This is a genomic window from Streptomyces kryoterrae, from assembly GCF_054072135.1.
Genome location: NZ_CM133358.1, coordinates 732335 through 752562 on the forward strand (window position 1 = coordinate 732335; position 20228 = coordinate 752562).

Here is a 20228-nt window from a genome sequence, read left to right on the forward strand (position 1 = left end):
GTCGGGGCTGGGCTGGGCGCCGGGTCGTGACTGGCGCTGAGGTGGAGAACCGCCGGGGAGCGGCCCCATGGAGTGCGTGCCGTGCGCCTGGGCGACGACGACCGTCAGCTCGGGAGTGGATCATGTCTCAGGCCCGGCTGGGGGCACCTCCCAGGCCCTTAGGCACTGGGGAGGACGACACCTCGCTCGCCCCGCGCATCGTCGACGACGCCACCAAAAGGCCGTCGACCGCACCGACCGCACGGGCACGACGCCCTGTCTGGCGACGGTGCAGGTCGGTGTCGGCCCCGCCTCCGTCACCTACGTCCGGATGAGGCAGAACCGCTGTCGCAAGGCGGGCATCGAGTCCCGCCATGTGGAGCTGCCCGCCGCCACGACCACCGGGGAACCGGTCGGCACGCTGCACGCGCTCTCGGACGGTCCCGGTGTCTACGTCACCGCCACCGTCCTCGGCCCCCAGGGCCCCGCCCAGCGCACCGCGGAGCTCGCCCGTCGCCTCATCCGGACCGCCTGCGACGAAGCCGGCCGCTGAGGCCCTGACGACCGATCAGGAGGGCCAGGGTCCCGTTCGCCACCACCCCGAGGTGGCCCAGCGAGCACAGGGTGCCGCCCAGTCCTGCGCGGCCGAGGAAGGGCACGCGGTCGTGCGCGGTGGAGATCAGGTCGAGGATCAGCGCGTACCGGTTGCGCTGCTCGCCCATTTCGACAGAGGTATGACAGTGGCCTCACTGATGCGGACGCTGGACCGCGGGACGTAGGTGGTTCTCGGCCCACGACGCGAGCGCGGCCAGAGCCGGCCTGATGGCGGCGCCATGTTCGGTGAGTTCATAGCGGACGCGGATCGGCCGACCGTCGGCGACGGTGCGAGTGACGAGGCCGAGGTCGGCCAGTTCCACGAGACGTTCGGTGAGGATCCGGTCGCTGATACCGGGGATGCCGCGTTTGAGGTCGGCGAAGAACACCGGTCCCTGCATGAGGGTGCCAAGGACCACGCCGGTCCAGCGCTTTCCCAGCAAAGTCATGACGTCGGCAAGGGGCGCACTCAGCGTGTCGCAAGCACTACCACCGATAGGTGAGTCGTCGGCGAAGAGACCGGAGTTCGGCAGAGTTGACAAGGCCTTGACCCTCGCTTACTTTTTACAAGCTACTTCCAATAAAGAAGTACCTTACCGACTGTCAATAGCAATGTGCGGCACGTGTCGGCCCAGCGGAACCCTTCCGCCTTGCGGCTTGACGTTACCAACGAGGACAGAACATGACGGCAGGCAGCCTTGAAGCCCGGATCCAGCGACTCGAAGATCGCAACGCGATCATCGACGTGGTGATCACCTACGCGGTGTCCATCGACAAGGCCGACTGGGTGACGTACGCGTCCACGATGACCGACCCCGTCCACGTCGACTTCTCCGAAGCCGGCCTGCCGGCCGCGGACTTTCCCCTCGACCAGTTCATAGGCTTCGCCGCCCAAGGCCTGGAGGGGTGGACGGCGCGCCAGCACATCAGCCCCAACCACCGGGTCGTCTTCGGCGACACCGACCCCGACAACGCGATCTGCTACTCCTACATGTACGCCCAGCACTACAAGAAGGATGCTCCCGGCGGGGACTTCTACCTGATGCGCGGCTCCTACGACCACCACATGGTGCGCACCGCGGACGGCTGGAAGATCACCAAGGTGGTGCAGCACGTCAGTTGGCTCGAAGGCAACGCCAACGCTCTGGAGCCGGCGAGCCAGGCGTGAGTGGACACCTGGCCGGCCGCGTTGCCCTCGTCACGGGATCTGCGCAGCCACCGGTCAGGCTCATGCCGTCCGCCTGAGGCCTGTTCCAGGCTCGGATCATTGGTTTGGGTTTCGCCGGTGCCGGACGGCCGGGCCTGGTAGTTGCCGAGGGTGGCGCGTGGTGATCTCCCGGATGCCCAGCGGGAGTTGGCCGAGCCGTTCTTGCCGGTGGGCGAGCAGGGCCCGGCCCTTGACTTGCGGCGGCTGTCCAACACCGTGATGCGGCGGTTCAGAGCCGGGTGCCCCTGGCGAGACGTGCTCCGAGAGTACGGTTCCGGTCGACCGTTTACGGCGCGTTCCAGCGTCGGGCGCCGGCCGGGACCTTCCGGACGCTGATGGAGGGGATGATCGCCGAGGCGGCAGCCTGTGGCCAGGTCGATCTCGACCTGGCCGGCGTGGATTCCACGGTCGCGCGCGCATCATCACGCGACGGCGAGTTCGGCGTGGCCGGCACGGTGGCGCGGATCACCGGTGGCCGCGACCGAAGCCGCTGCGGAGGCTGACGACCGCCGTACCGGCCTCGGCCCTTGTGCGGGTGACCCGTGGCCCCGCGTACGGAGAACGGGCGCGCGCCCTCGCGGCCCGGATCGGCGCGCAGGACGGCGTAGGGCCCGTACTGGAGTCGGTGAACCGGCCGGCCCATTGAGCACCGCCGGCCGCACTGCCACACCCCGGCCCGCGAAAGCCCGGTGACGTCAGGATTCCCCGGTCCCCCCGCCACCCTCCGCGCCCTCGGGGCCCGGAGGCTGCCAGCCCGCCGGTCGCAGGATGCCCAGCAGCATCCGCACCAGTTCGTCCACCACCTCGTCCAGCGTGGCGTTTACCCATCCGGCGCTCCAGTCGTGCAGCAGGCCGTTGACGCTGCCGATGAACGCCGTAGCGGCGAGCTGGTAGTCGCGTGGCGCCGCCTCTCCGCCGGCGACGGCGGACTCCGCCTCCGTGCAGATGAGGTTCACCCAGCGGGAGCGGCGGGCGAGACGCTGTTCCTCCAGACGGGCGCTGACGCCGATGATCTCGACGAAGGTCAGCCGGATGCGGCGCGGGTCGGCGGTGACGTTGGCGGCGTAGGCACGGAAGATCGCGTCGGCGCGTTCGGCGAGGGGCAGACCCTCGGCCTCGGCCAGCGCTCCGAGCGCCGCCGCCTCGGCCCAGTCGTTGACCTGGAGGTGAAGGGCGGCCAGGACGTCCTCGAGGGTGCGGAACTCCTCGTAGAACTGGCGCGTCGACAGGCCGGCCGACTCACTGAGCGCGGCGACGGTCGTCGAGCGGTAGCCCGGGGTGTCGCCGAACATCTGGAGTGCGGCGTCCAGAAATCTCCGGCGTCTTTCGGTCTGCCGTTCCTCGGCCGTCTTGCCCGCGTAACGGCCGGTCGGCGCCCTGAGTCTGCCCGCCAATGAACCCTCCTTCGTCGGTCCGGGGGCCAAGTTTGTCCTGCACGGAGTCTTGTGGAGAAGGGCACCCCCTCCTTACTTTCCAGTAAGTCCAATCTGAACGTGACCGTGTTCAGTTTTCTGACCGCAGCCGCGTTCTCCCTTTTGCCCCACATGTCATGCACCCGCCACAGCTCATCTGTCCACTCCCGGAGGGGAGAGCACTCATGCCTGCTTCCAGATCCAGGTACCTCTGTGCCATGGCCGCCGCCCTCGTCCTGACCGTCACCGCCCCTGCGTCGGCCGCCGTCGCGGTGACCGACTCCGATGCAACCGCCACCGCCACCGCCACCGCCGCGAGCCTGCGCGAGGTGCTGTTCGTCGGCAACAACTGGGAAGGCACCGCGGACGTCGTCAAGTCCACCGGCGACTTCGCCAAGATCGGCCGGATCAACGTCGTACCGGACAAGGCGGCGCGGCTGGCCGCGATCAACGCCGACCCGATCAAGTGGATCTACTTCATGGCCATCCGCAACGGAGTCGGCGAGGGCCACGACCAGCTGGTCGACGACATGTACTCCACCCCGGACGGCAAGTCGGTGGTGGTCTCCCGGCCGAGCTTCGCCGACGTCGTGTCGATCAACCTCGCCACCGGGGCGATCAACTGGCGCTTCCCCGTGTCGGGTTACCGCTCCGACCACATGGCGGTCTCCCCCGACGGGACCCGGGTCGCGGTCTCCGCCTCGATCTCCAACACCGTGCACGTGCTGAACATCAACACCGGCGCGCAGATCGGTTCGTTCGCCACCGGCGACAAGCCGCACGAGAACATCTTCACCAAGGACGGCAAGTACATCTGGAACATGGCCATCGGTGACGTCAACACCGATCAGGACGCGCCGTGGCAGGACTTCACGAAGGGCGACCGGAAGATCACGGTCGTCGACGCGACCACCTTCAAGCAGGTGAAGGTGATCGACATGCGGCAGCGGCTCGACGCCATCGGCCTCACGGACTTCTCGGACGCGGTCCGCCCGGCCACCTTCTCACCCGACGAGTCGAAGCTGTACTTCCAGGTCTCGTTCTTCAACGGCTTCTTCGAGTACGACATCGCCACCGACAAGATCACCCGGACGAAGACCCTGCCGAAGAACCCGGCGACCAGCGACGACCGCACGACGTTCGTCAACGACTCGCGCCACCACGGCATCTCGATGAAGCCGGACGGCACGAAGCTGTGCGTCGCCGGCACCATGGACGACTACGCGACGGTCGTCGACCGTGCGACCCTCCAGGAGGGCCCGCTCGTCCCCGCCTCGAAGCCCTACTGGGCCACGGTGAGCGGCGACGGCAAGTCCTGCGTGATCTCCGAGAGCGGCGCCGACCAGATCACGGCCATCGACTTCGCCACCGGGCTGAAGACGGTGTCCGTACCGGTCGGCGACCACCCCCAGCGGGTCCGCCTCGGCCATGTCGAGGCGGACTGGACCGGCCCGGCGGCCAACTGACCCGTTTTTTCAGGTCAGTTGACCGCCGGTTGATCGGCTAGCTGAACTTCTGCGCGGCCCACGAAGCCAGTTCGGCCCGTGCGGCGCTCAGTACGGTCGCCGAAGGAGCCGTCGCCCCGTTGGTCACCAGCGCGTAGTGCAGGACTCCCGAGTCCGGCGCGGTGAGCAGCAGGCGGCGGCTTCCCGTGCCACCGGGGTCGGTGCCCGCCGCGATCGGGGTCGTACTGGCGTAGGCGGGCGGGCCGTAGACCGTGCCGAGGTCGGAGACGACCGTGGTGGTCGCGGTCGGGAAGGACGCCGGCAGATGGAGTTCGGTCGGCGCCGAGATGCCCTTCGACCGCCACACCAGCACCCCGTACTGCCCCGAGCCCACCAGCTGGGACACGTTCGGCAGTGAACTCGGCACCGGGTTCCAGGTGAGGGTCGTGGACCCGTCCCGGGAGCGGTCCTCGTAGGTGAAGGCGAGTGTCGTCCCCGCCGTGGCACTCGGATAGACGCGGTCCAGCATCCGGGCGTCCTGCCGCAGGACCGCCGTACCGGAGTCGTCGAGGCGTACGGCGGACAGGTCCTCGTCGTTCCAGCCGTCACCGGTGGTGATCAATTTGTCGGCGTTGTCGTTCATCAGCTCCCGATGGCGGCCGTTGTAGATGTCCCACTGCCACTGGCTGCCGGAGAGCACCGGGCCCGATCCGCCGGCGTTGGCCCACCAACTCGCGCCCTTCACCCGGGAGTCGAGGGCCTGGTACATCGCCTTGTAGACCGTCGGCGCCTTGCCTGACACCGTTCCGCTCAGCGGATGGCCGAACTCGCTGACGATCCCGGTCGTCCCGAGGGCGGCGGCCCGGTCACGGACCGTCCCGAAGTCGGTGACGTACTGGCCGTCCCCCGCATTGCCCCACATCAGGATGCCGGAGATGGCCTTCTGGTCGTAGAAGTGGGTGTTGAAGACGTAGCGCCCACCGACCGCACCGGCGTCCAGGAGGCCGCCCTCCTGCTTCTGGGAGTCGATGTTGGCGTTCCAGAACATGTTCGGTTCCACGAAGGCGGGCTTGTCCTGCCAGCCGGCCGCGTCCATCCGGGCCCGGAACTTCACGAAGAACGGCCACAGCACGTCCTTCTCCCAGGTCCGGCTGGTCTGGCCCGAGTCGAGATTCCCCGGATGCGGTTCGTTGTACGGGTCGAAGCCGACGACACCGCTGAACTGGGCGCTCGTCAGGTTCTGTTTGAGGTACGTCATCGTCTTCTGCGCGGTGTCGAGGAACGAGTCCTGGATCCCGTAGGTGTTGTGCCAGAAGTCGTACGTCGCGTTCTTCACGGCCGCGTTCGAGGTGATGTTCTGCCCCCAGAGGAGGCAGATCCCGCAGTACTCGTCCGGGTAGTTGCCGAGGTCGACGGCCCACTTGGGGGCGCCGTCGCCGGTGTACCAGCTGTCCGAGTCGAAGAGCCAGCGGGAGTAGAGGTCCTGGTGGAAGTCGGGGTAGACGCGGATGCCCGCGTCCAGGAAGGCGCCCATCTGAGCGGTGGCGGCCGCCAGATAGCTACTGTTCGTAGCGCCCCGCACGGGCTCCGCGTACGCCCAGGAGAGCAGGAAGCGGACGCTGTTGCCGCCGCCGAGCGCTCGCAGCGCGGTGGCGGACTTCTTGGCGTCGGCGACCGACGCGAAGGGCAGTCCGTTGTTCTCCTTGAGCTTCGTCTCGCCGGAGACGTTGTAGCCGCGGAGCACGACCTCGCGGCCCAGAGCGTCGGAGAACCGACCGTTCTGGACGGTGAGGGTGGTGGAGGTAGGAGAGTCGAACCAGAGGGTGTCGGCCCGAGCGGGCTGGGAGCCGACAGTGGTCAGGAAACCCGTGACCAGGACCAGTACGCCGAGCACATGCACACGCGACTTCGACATGTGCATTACAGTCCCGCGTGCATCAGGAGTCGTCAATACCAACTGACTCATGAGTAACCTTCAGCTTTTGACGCTCATGGGCGATCATCAAGTCACATGGGCGACAAAAGGAGCGGATCGTGCGTGACATTCTCCCCGCGCTCGGGCGCTGGTACGCGGCGGGCGAACCGTTCGGACTCGCCACCGTCGTCTCGGTGAGCCGCAGCGCGCCCCGCGACCCCGGGGCCGCGATGGCCGTGGGGCCCGGCGACGAGGTGGTGGGCAGCGTGTCCGGGGGATGTGTCGAGGGCGCGGTGTTCGAGCTGGCCCAGGAGGTCGTGGCGAGCGGGGAGGCACGGCTCGAGACCTTCGGCTACAGCGACGAGGACGCCTTCGCGGTGGGGCTGACCTGCGGCGGTGAGATCACCGTGCTGGTACGGCCTGTCACTCCCGCCCTCGATCCCTCCTTCGGGTCGGTCGCGGAGACGGTGGCGGCGGGCCGCCCGGTGACCGTCGCGACCGTGACCGACGGTCCGGCGGCGCGCGGCGCCACGCTCGCCGTCCGGCCCGACCGGGTGTCCGGCACGCTGGGCACGACCGGCCTCGACGTGGCCGTCACCGCCGACGCACGCGGTGAACTCGCCCTGGGAGCAACGGGGTTGCGACACTACGGGCCCCATGGGGAGCGGCGCGAGGACGCCGTCACCGTGTTCCTGCACTCCTTCGCGCCCCCGCCCCGCATGCTCGTCTTCGGCGCCATCGACTACGCCGCCGCCGTGGCCCGGATCGGGGTCTTCCTCGGCTACCGGGTCACCGTCTGTGACGCCCGCCCGCTCTTCGCCGTCCCGACGCGCTTCCCCGAGGGCGTCGAGGTGGTCGTCGACTGGCCCCACCGCTATCTGCGCGGCACGGACACCGACGAGCGCACGGTGGTCTGCGTCCTGACCCACGACCCGAAGTTCGACGTACCGCTGCTGGCGGAGGCGCTGCGCCGGCCCGCCGCGTACGTCGGGGCGATGGGCAGCCGGCGTACCCACGACGACCGTCACAGACGGCTGACGGAGGCCGGCCTCACCGAGCCGGAGCTGTCCCGGCTGCGCTCCCCCATCGGGCTGGATCTGGGTGCCCGTACGCCCGAGGAGGTGGCGGTGTCCGTGGCCGCCGAGATCGTCGCCCTGCGCTGGGGCGGCAGCGGGGTGGCACTGACGGCGACGGGCGGCGCCATCCATCCGCCGAAGGCGGGTCAGGCCTGACGGGGCGGCAGCCTGTACAGCACCACGTCGGCGAGCTGCCCCTCGTCCGTCACCGTCGCCGTCATGTACGTGCAGTGCGGCTGACGGCGCCGGTCCGTCGGTGAGCCGGGGTTCAGCAGCCGCAGGCCGGTGTCCGCGGTGCTGTCCCACGGGATGTGGCTGTGGCCGAACACCAGCACGTCGACGTCGGGGAAGCGGGCGGCGCAGCGGGCCTCCCGGCCCTGGGCGGGACCCGTCTCGTGGACGACCGCGAAGCGCAGACCGCCGAGGTCGGCGTGCGCCACCTCGGGGAGTCTGGCGCGCAGGTCGGGGCCGTCGTTGTTGCCGTACACGCCGATCAGACGACGGGAACGGGCCTCCAGGAGATCGAGGGTGGCCGTGTCGATCCAGTCGCCGGCGTGGAGGACGACATCGGCGAGCGGGAGTTCGGTGAGGAGCGCCGCAGGCAGTCGCCTGGCGCGTTTGGGGAGGTGGGTGTCGGAGAGGAGCAGAAGGCGCACCACCCGAGCGTAGACGCCTGCTGGGGCGCTCCCCCGCCACGCCCCGACAGGTGTGGGGGACCCTCGCCCGGTTAGTATCAGGCAGCCCGGACCGTGCCTTTGCGGAAACGGGGAGTAAAGCCAAAAGGGGGCTTCCAGCCGCATGCCGGTCAAGGTCAGCGTCATCGTTCCGGTGTACAACCCGGGACCGTACATCGAGGACTGCGTCGCGTCGCTGCTGCGGCAGTCGCTGCCCGCCGACGAGTACGAAGTGATCTTCGTCAACGACGGTTCCACCGACGAGACCCCGGCCCGGCTGGACCAGCTCGCCGCGGAGGAACCGCGTTTCCAGGTCATCCACCAGGAGAACTCGGGCTGGTCGGGCAAGCCGCGCAACGTCGGCATCGAGGCCTCGCAGGGCGAGTTCGTGATGTTCGTCGACAACGACGACTACCTCGGCGACGAGGCTCTCGAGCGGATGTACGAGTACGGCGTGGCCAACGGCGCCGATGTGATCGTCGGCAAGATGGCCGGCAAGGGCCGCCCGGTCCCGGTCGAGCTGTTCCGGCACAACCACCCCAAGGCCGGTGTCGAGAACGCCCCGCTGATCGACAGCCTCACCCCGCACAAGATGCTCCGCCGCGCGTTCCTCGACCGCATCGGCCTGCGTTTCCCCGAGGGCAGGCGGCGTCTTGAGGACCATGTCTTCGTGACCGAGGCCTATCTGCGCGCGGACAACGTGTCCGTGCTCAGCGACTACGTCTGCTACTACCACGTCAAGCGCGACGACGCCTCGAACGCGGGGTTCCAGCGCTTCGACCCGGTCGGCTACTTCCGCAACCTGCGCGAGGCCCTCGACGTCGTCGAGCGGTACACCGAGCCCGGCGTGGTGCGCGACCGCCTCTACCGGCGCTGGCTGCGCAACGAGATGGTCGAGCGCATGCGCGGCAACCGGCTGCTCAAGCTGCCGGAGGACTACCGCAAGGAGATGTTCGACGAGATCCGCGGGGTCGTCGTCGAGCGTTTCGGCCCGGGTGTCGCCAACGGGATGCAGGAGGCGCAGCGGATCGTGGCGGCGCTGATCGCCGCCGACCGGCTGGACGACGTGATCGCGTTCGCCGAGTGGGAGGCGTCGCTCGCCCCCACGGCCACCCCGCAGAGCGTCGAGTGGCGTGACGGTGTCCTGCACGTCGGCTTCACCGCCGAGTTCACCTCGCGCGGCAGGCCGATGACGTTCCCCGCCGAGGACGACAGCGACGGCGCCGACCTGGACGGCACGCCCACCGACGCCGACGACGCGATCGCCCGGGTGGGCGCGTCCACGGTCTCCCGGTTCGGCAGTGCGACGGCGGACTTCCTGGTGCGTGAGCGGACCACGGCCGCCCAGTTCTTCCAGCCGGTGGAGCTCACCCGCGAGACCCTCCCGGCCGACGAGGACGGGCAGGTGCGGCTGGTGCTGCGCGGCACGGCCACCGTCGACCCCGGCACGGCGGCGGGCGGTGTGGTGCTCGGCGGCGGTCTGTTCGACGTGTTCGTCCGGATCAAGCTGGGCGGCTGGACCCGTGAGTGCCGTCTCGGCCCGGTGAAGCTGGACCCCCGTCCGGTCCCGCCGGCCGGTGTGGTCGCCGGTCGCGTCGTCCTGCCGTACTGGACCGCGAAGCAGGCCACGCTGTCCCTGGACGTCGACCGCGCGGTCAAGGGCGTGGGCCTCGGCCGCCTCAAGCCCGACGATGTCACCGTCACGGGTGACCGCCTGCGCGTGGCCCTCCCCCTGCACGTGCCCGGCGACACCAAGGCACTGCTGCGGCTGACCTCGTCGGCGGTCGCCGAGCCCGTGGAGGTGTCCGGCACGCTGTCCGGCGCCCCCGACGGTTCCGGGGCGTTCGTCGAGGCGACGCTGCCCGGCGGCGCACTGGCCGACGGGACGTGGAAGCCCGCGCTGTGCCTGGCCCCGGAGGCCGGCGAGCCGCGCTTCCTGGCGATGTCCGTCGGTCTCAGCGCCAAGGGCGGCCGTGTGCAGGTCGTGCGGCCCACCAGGCCGGCCGGGCCGAGCACCGGGCAGCGGCTGGTCCGCAAGGTGCGGCGCGCCCTCGGGAAGATCGCGCGCAAGGCCGGGCTCCGACGCGGAAACGGAGCCTGACAGCATGCGAGCACTGGACATCGAAGGCGCCTGGGTACTGGAGCCGAAGATCTTCCCGGACGACCGGGGCGCCTTCCACGAGTGGTACCGGGGCGAGGAGTTCCGCGAGGCCACCGGCTACGACCTCTCCCTGGCCCAGGCGAACTGCTCGGTCTCGCGCCGGGGCGTCGTACGCGGGGTGCACTTCTCGGACGTACCGCCGAGCCAGGCCAAGTACGTGACGTGCGTGCGCGGCGCGGTCCTGGACGTGGTGGTGGACATCCGGGTCGGCTCACCCACCTACGGGCGGTGGGAGGCGGTACGGCTCGACGACGAGACCCGGCACGCCGTGTTCCTCGCGGAAGGCCTCGGGCACGCCTTCATGGCGCTCACCGACGACGCCACCGTGGTGTACCTGTGCTCGACGGGGTACGCGCCGGGGCGCGAACACGGCGTGCATCCGCTCGACCCGGCGCTGGGGATCGCCTGGCCCGAGGGAATCGAGCCGGTGCTGTCGGAGAAGGACGCCGAGGCGCCGACGCTGGCGGAGGCGGAGCGGGCGGGGCTGCTGCCGTCGTACGAGGAGTGCAAGGCGTACTACGCGGAGCTGCGCGGCAACCGGTAACTCCCCCGCAGAAACGCACCGCGGCCCCGGCAGCTGATCAGCTGCCGGGGCCGCGGGTTTCGCTCAGTCCTGCGTCAGCGGCTGGTGCTCAGCGGCGCCAGGCTGCGGCGCAGCTGCTCCAGGCCCTTGCCGCGCTTGGTGCCGCGGTTGCGGGACCTGACGAGGGGGGCCCAGAAGGCGGCCTCGACCAGCGTCTCCGGCTTGATCGCGGGCGTCCGCTCCAGGACGCTCTCGGGCACCTTCTGCGGGTCCGGGACCTCGAACTCCGCGATGATCTCGTCGTACTTGTCCTTCAGCACGGTGTTGTCGGGGTCGGCGCCGAAGACGATGAGCTGTCCGGTGGGCGCCGTGTCGACGAGGACCGTGACCAGGTCGGGACGGTACCGGGCGAGGATCTCGATCAGCTTGTAGACGTCGCCGGTCCAGGCGTTGGTGTGCCGGTCGCGGGCGGCCTCGTCGATGCTGCGCGGCAGCATGTCGTCGAGGACGATGACGCTGGCCCAGTCCGAGTGCTTCTCGACGTTGATGAAGTCGCGCAGCGCGTACTCGAACAGGTGCATGCCGTCGATGAACGACAGGTCGAGCGTGGTGCGCTGCCAGTAGCCGAACGGGCTGCGGTTGCGAGCCAGGTTGCGCAGGGGGTGCCGGCCGCCCTTGAGGTGGGCGAGAGGGTTCTCCCGGGCGAAGAAGTCGTCGCTGGTCGCCTTCGCCAGGTGGACGTCGGCGCGGATCTCCGAGACCACCTTGAACGCGGGGTCGATCGCGATGCTCGGTACCCGGGACAGGGTCAGGCTTCGGCCGTCGTTGACGCCGATCTCCAGGTAGTTCCTGTTCGCGCTGACCTTGTGGAGCTCCCGGAGGAACTCATGGCGTTTCACTAGGAAATCTCCTTGCGGATGTGTGGCAGTGCTTCGTGCAGGGCGGTACGCCAGTCTCGGAGAGGTCCGAGACCGGTCTGCTGCCAGCGGCCGTGGCCGAGGACGCTGTACGCGGGCCGGGGTGCGGGCCGGGTGAAGGCCGCACTGGTGGTGGGGTGCACGCGGTCCGGGTCGGCGTCGATGAGGCGGAACACCTCACGCGCCAGCTCGAACCAGGTGGCCTCGCCGGAGTTGGTGGCGTGCAGGATACCGTTCGCCTCGGGGCCGGTCAGGGGCCCCAGGTCGGCGATCCGTGCGGCGACGTCGGCGCTCCAGGTGGGCTGGCCGCGTTGGTCGTCGACGACGTCGAGGGTGTCCCGACGCGCCTCCAGGTCGATCATCGTACGCACGAAGTTGCCGCCGTGGGCGCCGTACAGCCAGGCCGTGCGCAGGATGGCGCTCGCGTCGGGAAGCGTGGCCAGGACGGCCTGTTCACCGGCGAGTTTGGTGCGGCCGTACGCCGTGCGCGGGGCCGGGGTGTGGTCCTCGGGGTACGGGGTGCTGCGGGCCTCGCCGTCGAAGACGTAGTCGGTGGACACATGGATCAGCCGGGCGCCGTGCTCGGCGCAGGCCTGGGCGAGCAGGCGCGGTCCGACGCCGTTGATCAGGAGAGCCGTCTCCTCGTCCGTCTCGGCGTCGTCGACGGCGGTGTGGGCGGCGCAGTTGACGACCAGGTCGGGCCGGTGCTCCTCGAAGACGCGGCGCACGTCGTCCGGGTCGGTGATGTCGAGGGCGGCGCGGGCGAGGCCCACGACGTCCTCACCGCGTCGGAGGAGTTCCCCGACGGTGTCGTGGCCGAGCATGCCGGCGGCGCCGGTCACCAGCCACTTCATCCGCTGACCTGCTTCCCGGCCCGCTCGTCCTTCTCATCGGCGCCGACGCGTCGCTTGAGGGGTTCCCACCAGGCGCGGTTGTCGCGGTACCAGGCGACGGTGGCGGCGAGTCCGGCGGCGAAGTCGTGGCGCGGGGTGTAGCCCAGCTCGTCGTGGAGCTTGCTCCAGTCGACGGAGTAGCGCAGGTCGTGGCCCTTGCGGTCCTCGACGTACTCCACGCTGTCCCAGTCGGCCCCGCAGGCCTCCAGGAGCAGTCCGGTGAGTTCCTTGTTGCTCAGTTCCGTGCCGCCGCCGATGTTATAGACCTCGCCGGGCCTGCCGCCGGTGCGCACCAGGTCGACGCCCTGGCAGTGGTCGTCGACGTGCAGCCAGTCGCGGACGTTGAGGCCCTCGCCGTAGAGCGGGACCTTCTTGCCGTCCAGCAGGTTGGTGACGAAGAGCGGGATGACCTTCTCGGGGAACTGGTGCGGCCCGTAGTTGTTGGAGCAGCGGGTGACGCGGACGTCCAGGCCGTGGGTGCGGTGGTAGGCGAGGGCGAGCAGGTCCGAGGACGCCTTCGACGCCGAGTAGGGCGAGTTGGGGGCCAGCGGATGGTCCTCCGGCCAGGAGCCGGACTCGATCGAGCCGTACACCTCGTCGGTGGACACGTGCACGAAGGGGCCGACGCCGTAGCGCAGGGCCGCGTCCAGCAGCACCTGGGTGCCCACGACGTTGGTGCGGACGAAGTCGGCGGCGCCGTCGATCGAGCGGTCCACGTGGGACTCGGCGGCGAAGTGGACGACCTGGTCGGCCTCGGCCATCAGCTTGTCGACGAGTTCGGCGTCGCAGATGTCGCCCTGGACGAACTTCAGCCGGGGGTGGCCGACCGGGAGGTTCTCCAGGGTGCCCGCGTACGTGAGCTTGTCCAGCACGGTGATCCGGGGCGCGTCGGGGGCGTCGGACGCGAGGAGGGTGCGGACGTACGTGGAGCCGATGAATCCGGCGGCGCCGGTGACGAGGAGGTTCATGAGTGGATCTGCACCTTGCTGTGGTCTCCGAGGACGAGTCGGTGGGCGCTGGGAACACTGGGGGCCGGGGTCACCTCGACGTGCCTGCCGATGAGCGAGGACTCGATGCGGCCCACCCCGGCGATGGACGAGTCCCGCAGCACGATGGAGAACTCCAGCTCGCTGTCGGTGATCCGGCAGTTCTCCGCGACGGAGGTGAACGGCCCGACGTAGGAGTCGCTGACGACGGTTCCGGCGCCGATGACGACGGGGCCGACGATGCGTGAGCGGCTGATGCTCGCGCCCTCCTCGATCACCACCCGCCCTATGGTCTCGGACGCGGTGTCCACGTCGCCGTCGATCCGCCGCTCCAGGCCCTCCAGGACCATGCGGTTGACCTCCAGCATGTCGGTGACGTTCCCCGTGTCCTTCCAGTAGCCCTGGATGAGCGTGGACCGTACGTCGGACCGGGCGTCGATCAGGTACTGGATGGCGTGGGTGATCTCCAGCTCGCCGCGCCCGGAGGGGCTGATGGCGCGTACGGCGTCGTGGATCACCGGGGTGAAGAGGTACACGCCGACGAGCGCGAGGTCGCTCTTGGGGTGTTCGGGCTTCTCCTCCAGGCCGATGACCTGGCCGTCCGCGTCGAGTTCGGCGACGCCGAAGGAGCGCGGGTCGGGCACCCGGGTGAGCAGGATCTGGGCGTCGGGGCGAAGGCGGCGGAACTCGTCGACGAGGTCGCTGATGCCACCGATGATGAAGTTGTCGCCGAGGTACATGACGAAGTCGTCGTCACCGAGGAAGTCCCGTGCGATCAGCACCGCGTGGGCCAGGCCCAGGGGCTTTTCCTGCGGGATGTAGGTGACTTTGAGGCCGAACCTCGATCCGTCGCCGACCGCTTCCTCGATCTCGGCGGCCGTGTCACCGACGATCATGCCGACCTCGGTGATGCCCGCGTCGGCGAGGGATTCCAGGCCGTAGAACAGCACGGCTTTGTTGGCCACGGGTACGAGCTGCTTCGCCGAGGTATGGGTGATCGGCCGAAGCCGCGTGCCGGCGCCGCCGGAGAGCACGAGAGCCTTCATCCGTTCACCCTAGCTTCGATTTCCCACGACGTAATATCCGGTGCCGCAGCGTGACCGGCCCGGGGGCCCGCCCGCGTGCCCTCAGGGCTCCAGCGCGAGCTCGCTCCACACCTGTTTGCCGCCGCTGACCGGGACGGTTCCCCAGGCCACCGACATGGCCTCGACCAGGAGCATGCCCCGGCCGCCGGTGGCCTCCCAGCCGAGGTTCGTCGGTCTGATGGGTGTACGGGGCGAGTTGTCCGCGACGGCGACGCGCAGTCGGCCGTTGAAGAGGGTGAGGTCGAGCCGGACCTGGCCGTCGGTGTGCACGAGGGCGTTGGTGACCAGCTCGGAGACCACGAGGAGGATGGTGTCCAGGTTCTCCTGGACGCCCGGTTCCCCCGCCACCCCCCAGGCGCGCAGGGTGCGCCGGGTGAAGCGGCGGGCGTGCCGGACCGCCTCGGGCACCCGCCACACCGTCCAGCTCTCCCGCAGCGGGCGCCGCTCCATGCCGTCGTAGCGCAGCAGGAGCAGTGCCACGTCGTCGTTGCGGTTGGCGCCCGCGAGCAGGGCGTCGGCGACCAGGCCGAGGTGGGCGGGGTCGGCGGCGGCGAGATCGGCGGCGAGGGCGTCGAGGCCGTCCTCGATGTCGATCTGGGCGGACTCGACGAGACCGTCGGTCGTGAGGGCGATGAGGGTACCGGCCTGGAGGCGGAGCATGCTCATCGGGTACTCGGCCCGGGCCAGCACGCCGAGCGGGGGGCCGACGTCGGACTCGGTGATCTCGGTGGTGCCGTCGGGATGGCGGACGACGGGGGGAAGGTGGCCGGCCCGGACGTACCAGGCGGTGCCCTCCTCCATGTCGACCTCGACATAGCAGCAGGTGGCGAAGAGGTCGGTCTCCATGTCGACAAGGAGACGGTTGGCGTGGGAGACGACGACGTCCGGCGGGTGGCCCTCGACGGCGTACGCGCGCAGGGCGGTGCGCATCTGGCCCATCAGGGTGGCGGCGCCCGCGTTGTGCCCCTGGACGTCGCCGATGACGAGGGCGACGTGGTTGTCGGGCAGTGGGATCACGTCGTACCAGTCGCCGCCGACCTCCAGGCCCTCGGTGGTCGGGAGGTAGCGGGCCTCGGCGACCCCGCCGGGCAGTCTGGGCAGGCGGCGGGGCAGCAGGGAGCGCTGGAGCATCCCGACGAGTTCGTGTTCGGCGTCGAAGGCGTGGGCGCGGGTCAGCGCCTGTCCGGCCAGACCGGCGGCGGCGGTGAGCAGGGCGCGTTCGTCGGTGCCGAACTCGTGCGGGCTGTCCCAGCCGATCAGGCAGATGCCGGCCATCCGGCCGCCCGCGGGCAGCGGCAGCACGGCGAGACCACCGGGGCCGACGCCGTCGAGCGCGGGCTCCAGTTCGGTGCCCGCGGGCCAGATGGCGGCCCTGCCCTCGCGCAGGGCGGCGGCCAGCGTCGGCATGGAGCGGACGGGCGACTCGGGCCACTCGGAGCGCCACTCCAGCCGCCACAGCTCGGGCCAGGACTCGGGTTCGGGCGGGTCGAGGACGGTGACGACGAGCCGTTCGTTGTCCAGTTCGGCGAGGGCGATCCGGTCGGCCAGCAGCGGCTCGCGCAGCGCGGTGACGACGGCCTGGCTGACGTCACGGACGGTTCCTGCGGTGGCCAGGGCGGCGGCGAGGCGCTGGACGCGGGCCACGTCGGTGACACCGGAGCGCAGGGTGGAGGCGTCACCGACCGTGCCCACGAGCCGGGCGGCCCGGCCCTCTCCGGCGATCACGAGGCGCCCGCGCAGCCGCAGCCATCTCGGCGGGCCGGCGGGCTGGAGGACCCGGAACTCCAGTTCCCGGTCGCCGATGGACATGTGGTCGGCCTCGACGACGGACATCAGGGAGGGCAGGTCCTCGGGCACGGTCAGCCCGAGCAGGGTCTCGACCTTGCCGTCGAAGTCCGCCCGGTCGAGCGCGAACAGTTCGAGGAGTTCGTCGCCGACCTCGACGCGCCCGCTGTCCATGGCGAGGCTGAAGGCGCCGGCCGCCAGTTCACCGGGGTCCGAGGCGGCGAGCGGAGCGGGCCAGGCGACGGCTTCGGCGAGCAGTCCGAGGCAGCCCCGGGCGCTGTCGTCGAAGCCACCGGGGCTTTCCGTCACGACGAGCAGACAGCCGCCGTCACCGGCCGCCGCGCCCGCGCGGACGGGCAGGGCGGCCAGATGGACGGCACCGGCCGGCATCCGCCGGGACTCGGCGCACTCGGCGAGTTCGTCGGGGCCGAGCCAGACCGGCCGCCCGGTGCGGTGGGCGTCCGCGGCGGGCGAGTGGGCGGCCACGGGATAGCTGTCGCGCAGGCCGTACAGCGTCCGCGGCACCCCGGCCGACTCGACGAGACACAGCACGTCACCGGTGTCGCCCGGGGTGTAGACGGCGGCGACGCTCGCGCCCGCGAAGACGAGCGTCTGTTCGAGGATCCGACGGAGGCGCTCACGGGGGTCGAGGTCGGCGGCGAGCGACTTCAGGGCGAGTTCGGCACGCGCCGTTCTCGATCCGCGTCCCGCCTCCTCACTGACCACGTCGTCATTACAGCGCGTATGGGGCGCGGGCGCAGCCCCTGACGCTCCGGGCGTTCGCCCCGGCCGTACCCATGCGTTCCGCACAGTGCACTCGTGACAGCCGTGACTGTCGGGACCCGTGCACGGACTGGAAGGCTCGGTGCAAGCCATCGAGGAGGCGGGCATGGACCAGCGGTACGAGGTGTACGCACTCGCCGACCAGCACTTCTACGAGACGCCCGACCGGCTGTCCGCAGCCGGCCAGGCCGCTCCCCTGTTCGAGACGGCCGGCCGTGCGGTGCCGGCGGGCTGGCGGGCGGGGCGGATCGGCGACTGGCTGGCGCTGACGCCGCTCGGCGCGGACGGCGACCCGCTGCCCGGACCCACCCAGGGCTGGAAGGTGCACGCTTCCGCCACCCGGGCGAACGCGGAGCGGATCGCCGCGGCGGTGTGGGACTACTGCGTGCCGCGCGGTATCCCTTTCAAGTTCCTGCCGGGCCCCCATCTGCTGCACCTGCGCAACACCAAGTACGCGGGCCGCGACGGCAGCGGGAAGTTCGTGACGATCTACCCGGCCGACGAGGATCACCTGCACCAGGTGCTGACCGAGCTGGGCGCGCTGCTGGAGGGCTGCGAGGGCCCCTACATCCTCACCGATCTGCGCTGGCACGACGGTCCGCTGTACGTCCGTTACGGGGCGTTCGCGCGCTCCTTCGTGGTCGACGAGCGCGGTTCGCTCGTCCCGGCCGTGCGGGACGGTGAGGGACGGCTGGTGCCGGACCGGCGCGCGCCGTCCTTCCAGGTCCCGGAGTGGGTACGGCTGCCCGCGTTCCTGGAGACGCAGCTCGCGGCCCGCAACGCGACGACGGTGAGCGACCTGCCGTACCGCATCGAGAAGGCCCTGCACTTCTCCAACGGCGGCGGTGTCTATGTCGGCACCGACACGCGCGACGAGCGCCGTGTCGTCCTGAAGGAGGGGCGTCCGCACGCGGGGCTGGCGGCCGACGGCGCGGACGCGATCACCCGGCTGGAGCGCGAGCGTGCGGCGCTGGAGCGGGTGTCGGGGCTCGGGACGGTGCCCGAGGTGCGTGACTGGTTCACGCTCGGGGACCACCGCTTCCTCGTCATGGACTTCATCGAGGGGCGCCCCCTCAACTCGTTCTTCGCCGAGCGCCACCCGCTGCTCACGCACGACCCCGATCCGGAGGCGGTGGCCGCCTATACCCGGTGGGCGCTGCGTATCCACCGTGCGGTCGAGGAGACCGTCGAGGCGGTGCACGCGCGCGGGATCGTCTTCAACGACCTGCACATCTTCAACATCATGGTGGCGCCCGACGAGGAGTCGGTGTCCCTGGTCGACTTCGAGGCGGCGGCACCGGTCGAGGAGCGGGGCCGCCAGGTCGTGGCCCACCCGGGGTTCTTCGCCCCGCCCGACCGCAGGGGCCTGGACGTCGACCGGTACGCGCTGGCGTGTCTGCGGCTCGCGCTCTTCATGCCCCTGACCACCCTGTTCGTGGTGGACCGTGGCAAGGCGGCCCACCTGGCCGAAGTGATCGCCGGCCAGTTCCCGGACGTACCGGCCAAGTTCCTGGCCGAGGCGGTCGCCGAGATCACCCGTGACGTGTCCGAGCCGGGATCCGGCCGCCCCGCACCCGCGCCGCCCGCCGCTCCTGTGGAGCCCGGCGACTGGCCGTACAGCCGTGACTCGATGGTGAAGGCGATTCTCGCCTCGGCCACCCCCGAACGGGACGACCGGCTCTTCCCGGGTGACATCACCCAGTTCTCCGACGGCGGCGGACTCGGGGTCGCGCACGGCGCGGCCGGGGTGCTGTACGCGCTGTCCCGGGCGGGCGCGGAGCGGTACGAGGAGGGCGAGCGCTGGCTGCTGGCGCACACCGACCCCGTACCGGTGGGCACACCGCTGGGTCTGTACGACGGTCTCGCGGGCGTCGCCCATGTCCTCGACCTGCTCGGGCACCGCCCGCGCGCGCTGGACCTGATCGACGTCGTCCTCCGGGAGAAGTGGCACAAGCTCTCCTCGGACCTGCGCGGCGGCCTCGCCGGGCTGGGCCTGGTCCTGGGCGGGCTGGCGCGCACGACCGGGGAGACGGAGTTCGCCCTGCGGGCCCAGGACGTCACCGACATCCTGCTGAGCCGTCTGGACGAGCCGCTCCCCGACCCGCCGAAGCGCCGCGCCGGACTCCTGCGGGGCGCGAGCGGGCCCGCGCTGCTGTTCCTCCGGCAGTACGAGGCGACAGGCGACCCCGCGCTGCTCGACGCGGCCGGCACGGCGCTGCGCCGGGACCTGGACCGCTGCGTCGTCCAGCGGGGCGGCGGTCTCGAGGTCGACGAGGGATGGCGGACCATGCCCTACCTCGCGGAAGGCAGCGTGGGGATCGGCCTGGTCCTCGACGACTACCTGGCACTCGACGCGGCCGAGGGGCGCTCCCGGACCCGTTCCGACGGGCGCGAGGGCTTCGAGGAGGCCCGGGACCGGATCCTGACCTCCGCCGCCTCGCGCTTCTACGCACAGCCCGGCCTGTTCCAGGGCAGGGCAGGCATGATCCTGCATCTCGCCCGCACCGGCGCCCCCGAGGCGCGGCTGCGGGAACAGATCGCGGGGCTCGGCTGGTACGCGATGTCGTACCAGGGCCAACTGGCCTTCCCCGGGCACCAGATGATGCGGCTCTCCATGGACCTGGGCACCGGTACCGCGGGCTGTCTGCTCGCGCTCGGCGCGGCCCTCGACGAGACGGCCCCCGCCGCTCTGCCCTTCCTCCCGCCGCTACGGCGGCCCCAGAACGCGGCTCCGCACCAGGAGTCGTGACGCGACACCCGTACCCACAGGAGATCCCGGAACTCACCGGGACC

17 protein-coding genes, 1 pseudogene and 1 riboswitch are annotated in these 20228 nt (G+C 70.6%); of the genes and pseudogenes, 8 read left to right on the plus strand and 10 right to left on the minus strand.

From position 1 onward, the window contains the following. Positions 1 to 16 precede the first annotated feature (16 nt). A riboswitch (ZMP/ZTP riboswitch) is annotated at positions 17 to 100 on the plus strand. Between the two features lie 22 nt (positions 101 to 122). Continuing rightward, positions 123 to 433, plus strand: a pseudogene (locus tag ACW4TU_RS02820) (tetrahydrofolate dehydrogenase/cyclohydrolase catalytic domain-containing protein); the annotation flags it as partial. Between the two features lie 64 nt (positions 434 to 497). Here ACW4TU_RS02820 and ACW4TU_RS02825 read toward each other — a convergent pair. Both ACW4TU_RS02825 and ACW4TU_RS02830 read right to left on the minus strand, forming a co-directional pair. Continuing rightward, positions 498 to 701, minus strand: coding sequence for a hypothetical protein (locus ACW4TU_RS02825; RefSeq protein ID WP_457424270.1), 204 nt, complete (start codon positions 699 to 701; stop codon positions 498 to 500). Between the two features lie 24 nt (positions 702 to 725). Continuing rightward, complete coding sequence (locus ACW4TU_RS02830; protein WP_457424272.1) at positions 726 to 1022, minus strand: winged helix-turn-helix transcriptional regulator; 297 nt, start codon at positions 1020 to 1022, stop codon at positions 726 to 728. Between the two features lie 233 nt (positions 1023 to 1255). Between ACW4TU_RS02830 and ACW4TU_RS02835 the strand changes: the two genes are divergently transcribed. Continuing rightward, positions 1256 to 1741 carry a nuclear transport factor 2 family protein gene (locus ACW4TU_RS02835; RefSeq protein ID WP_457424274.1) on the plus strand — a complete coding sequence of 162 codons (486 nt, stop codon included), beginning with the start codon at positions 1256 to 1258 and terminating at the stop codon, positions 1739 to 1741. 383 nt (positions 1742 to 2124) lie between these two features. Further along, the gene (locus ACW4TU_RS02845; RefSeq protein ID WP_457424276.1) at positions 2125 to 2283 is read left to right on the plus strand and encodes a hypothetical protein; all 159 of its coding nucleotides are present in this window, start codon (positions 2125 to 2127) and stop codon (positions 2281 to 2283) included. Between the two features lie 192 nt (positions 2284 to 2475). On the opposite strand, the gene ACW4TU_RS02850 is transcribed toward ACW4TU_RS02845, so the two are convergent. Continuing rightward, on the minus strand, positions 2476 to 3174 hold the full coding sequence (locus ACW4TU_RS02850) for a TetR/AcrR family transcriptional regulator (RefSeq protein ID WP_457424278.1): 699 nt from the start codon (positions 3172 to 3174) through the stop codon (positions 2476 to 2478). Positions 3175 to 3377: 203 nt separating this feature from the next. Between ACW4TU_RS02850 and ACW4TU_RS02855 the strand changes: the two genes are divergently transcribed. Next, a complete protein-coding gene (locus ACW4TU_RS02855) occupies positions 3378 to 4658 on the plus strand; it encodes a YncE family protein (RefSeq protein ID WP_457424280.1) in 1281 nt (426 codons plus the stop codon). A gap of 37 nt (positions 4659 to 4695) precedes the next feature. On the opposite strand, the gene ACW4TU_RS02860 is transcribed toward ACW4TU_RS02855, so the two are convergent. After that, the gene (locus ACW4TU_RS02860; RefSeq protein ID WP_457424282.1) at positions 4696 to 6558 is read right to left on the minus strand and encodes an endoglycosylceramidase; all 1863 of its coding nucleotides are present in this window, start codon (positions 6556 to 6558) and stop codon (positions 4696 to 4698) included. 113 nt (positions 6559 to 6671) lie between these two features. On the opposite strand from ACW4TU_RS02860, the gene ACW4TU_RS02865 reads away from it, so the two are divergent. Then, positions 6672 to 7784, plus strand: a complete 1113-nt coding sequence (locus ACW4TU_RS02865; RefSeq protein ID WP_457424284.1) for an XdhC family protein — start codon at positions 6672 to 6674, stop codon at positions 7782 to 7784. Here the strand turns inward: ACW4TU_RS02865 and ACW4TU_RS02870 are convergent. Continuing rightward, on the minus strand, positions 7775 to 8284 hold the full coding sequence (locus tag ACW4TU_RS02870) for a metallophosphoesterase family protein (RefSeq protein WP_457424286.1): 510 nt from the start codon (positions 8282 to 8284) through the stop codon (positions 7775 to 7777). The genes ACW4TU_RS02865 and ACW4TU_RS02870 overlap by 10 nt on opposite strands. Before the next feature lie 142 nt (positions 8285 to 8426). Here ACW4TU_RS02870 and ACW4TU_RS02875 point away from each other — a divergent pair, with 142 nt between their 5' ends. Both ACW4TU_RS02875 and rfbC read left to right on the plus strand, forming a co-directional pair. Further along, the gene (locus tag ACW4TU_RS02875) at positions 8427 to 10403 is read left to right on the plus strand and encodes a glycosyltransferase family 2 protein (RefSeq protein ID WP_457424288.1); all 1977 of its coding nucleotides are present in this window, start codon (positions 8427 to 8429) and stop codon (positions 10401 to 10403) included. 4 nt (positions 10404 to 10407) lie between these two features. After that, entirely contained in the window at positions 10408 to 11007 is a 600-nt protein-coding gene (gene rfbC / locus ACW4TU_RS02880; RefSeq protein ID WP_457424290.1) for a dTDP-4-dehydrorhamnose 3,5-epimerase, read from the plus strand. 74 nt (positions 11008 to 11081) lie between these two features. On the opposite strand, the gene ACW4TU_RS02885 is transcribed toward rfbC, so the two are convergent. The 5 genes from ACW4TU_RS02885 to ACW4TU_RS02905 form a co-directional block, all read right to left on the minus strand. Next, entirely contained in the window at positions 11082 to 11885 is an 804-nt protein-coding gene (locus ACW4TU_RS02885) for a class I SAM-dependent methyltransferase (RefSeq protein ID WP_329267565.1), read from the minus strand. Continuing rightward, positions 11885 to 12757 (minus strand): dTDP-4-dehydrorhamnose reductase, encoded by an 873-nt coding sequence (rfbD, locus tag ACW4TU_RS02890; protein ID WP_457424292.1) that lies wholly within the window; start codon positions 12755 to 12757, stop codon positions 11885 to 11887. The genes ACW4TU_RS02885 and rfbD overlap by 1 nt, the downstream gene beginning before the upstream one ends. Further along, complete coding sequence (rfbB, locus tag ACW4TU_RS02895) at positions 12754 to 13764, minus strand: dTDP-glucose 4,6-dehydratase (RefSeq protein ID WP_457424294.1); 1011 nt, start codon at positions 13762 to 13764, stop codon at positions 12754 to 12756. The genes rfbD and rfbB overlap by 4 nt, the downstream gene beginning before the upstream one ends. Further along, entirely contained in the window at positions 13761 to 14828 is a 1068-nt protein-coding gene (locus tag ACW4TU_RS02900) for a glucose-1-phosphate thymidylyltransferase (protein ID WP_457424296.1), read from the minus strand. Before ACW4TU_RS02900 ends, rfbB begins: the two co-directional genes overlap by 4 nt. Positions 14829 to 14909: 81 nt before the next feature. After that, entirely contained in the window at positions 14910 to 17378 is a 2469-nt protein-coding gene (locus ACW4TU_RS02905; RefSeq protein WP_457424298.1) for a SpoIIE family protein phosphatase, read from the minus strand. A gap of 163 nt (positions 17379 to 17541) precedes the next feature. On the opposite strand from ACW4TU_RS02905, the gene lanKC reads away from it, so the two are divergent. Then, positions 17542 to 20184, plus strand: a complete 2643-nt coding sequence (gene lanKC / locus ACW4TU_RS02910) for a class III lanthionine synthetase LanKC (protein ID WP_457430675.1) — start codon at positions 17542 to 17544, stop codon at positions 20182 to 20184. The last annotated feature ends 44 nt before the right edge of the window (positions 20185 to 20228 follow it).

Bases quoted from the DNA above. Each gene is read 5' to 3' on its own strand.
- ACW4TU_RS02845 (WP_457424276.1), top strand. From the start codon at position 2,125: ATGATCGCCGAGGCGGCAGCCTGTGGCCAGGTCGATCTCGACCTGGCC.
- rfbC (WP_457424290.1), top strand. From the start codon at position 10,408: ATGCGAGCACTGGACATCGAAGGCGCCTGGGTACTGGAGCCGAAGATC.
- rfbB (WP_457424294.1), bottom strand. From the start codon at position 13,764: ATGAACCTCCTCGTCACCGGCGCCGCCGGATTCATCGGCTCCACGTAC.
- ACW4TU_RS02860 (WP_457424282.1), bottom strand. From the start codon at position 6,558: ATGCACATGTCGAAGTCGCGTGTGCATGTGCTCGGCGTACTGGTCCTG.
- ACW4TU_RS02830 (WP_457424272.1), bottom strand. From the start codon at position 1,022: ATGACTTTGCTGGGAAAGCGCTGGACCGGCGTGGTCCTTGGCACCCTC.
- ACW4TU_RS02875 (WP_457424288.1), top strand. From the start codon at position 8,427: ATGCCGGTCAAGGTCAGCGTCATCGTTCCGGTGTACAACCCGGGACCG.
- ACW4TU_RS02835 (WP_457424274.1), top strand. From the start codon at position 1,256: ATGACGGCAGGCAGCCTTGAAGCCCGGATCCAGCGACTCGAAGATCGC.
- rfbD (WP_457424292.1), bottom strand. From the start codon at position 12,757: ATGAAGTGGCTGGTGACCGGCGCCGCCGGCATGCTCGGCCACGACACC.
- ACW4TU_RS02855 (WP_457424280.1), top strand. From the start codon at position 3,378: ATGCCTGCTTCCAGATCCAGGTACCTCTGTGCCATGGCCGCCGCCCTC.
- ACW4TU_RS02825 (WP_457424270.1), bottom strand. From the start codon at position 701: ATGGGCGAGCAGCGCAACCGGTACGCGCTGATCCTCGACCTGATCTCC.
- lanKC (WP_457430675.1), top strand. From the start codon at position 17,542: ATGGACCAGCGGTACGAGGTGTACGCACTCGCCGACCAGCACTTCTAC.
- ACW4TU_RS02900 (WP_457424296.1), bottom strand. From the start codon at position 14,828: ATGAAGGCTCTCGTGCTCTCCGGCGGCGCCGGCACGCGGCTTCGGCCG.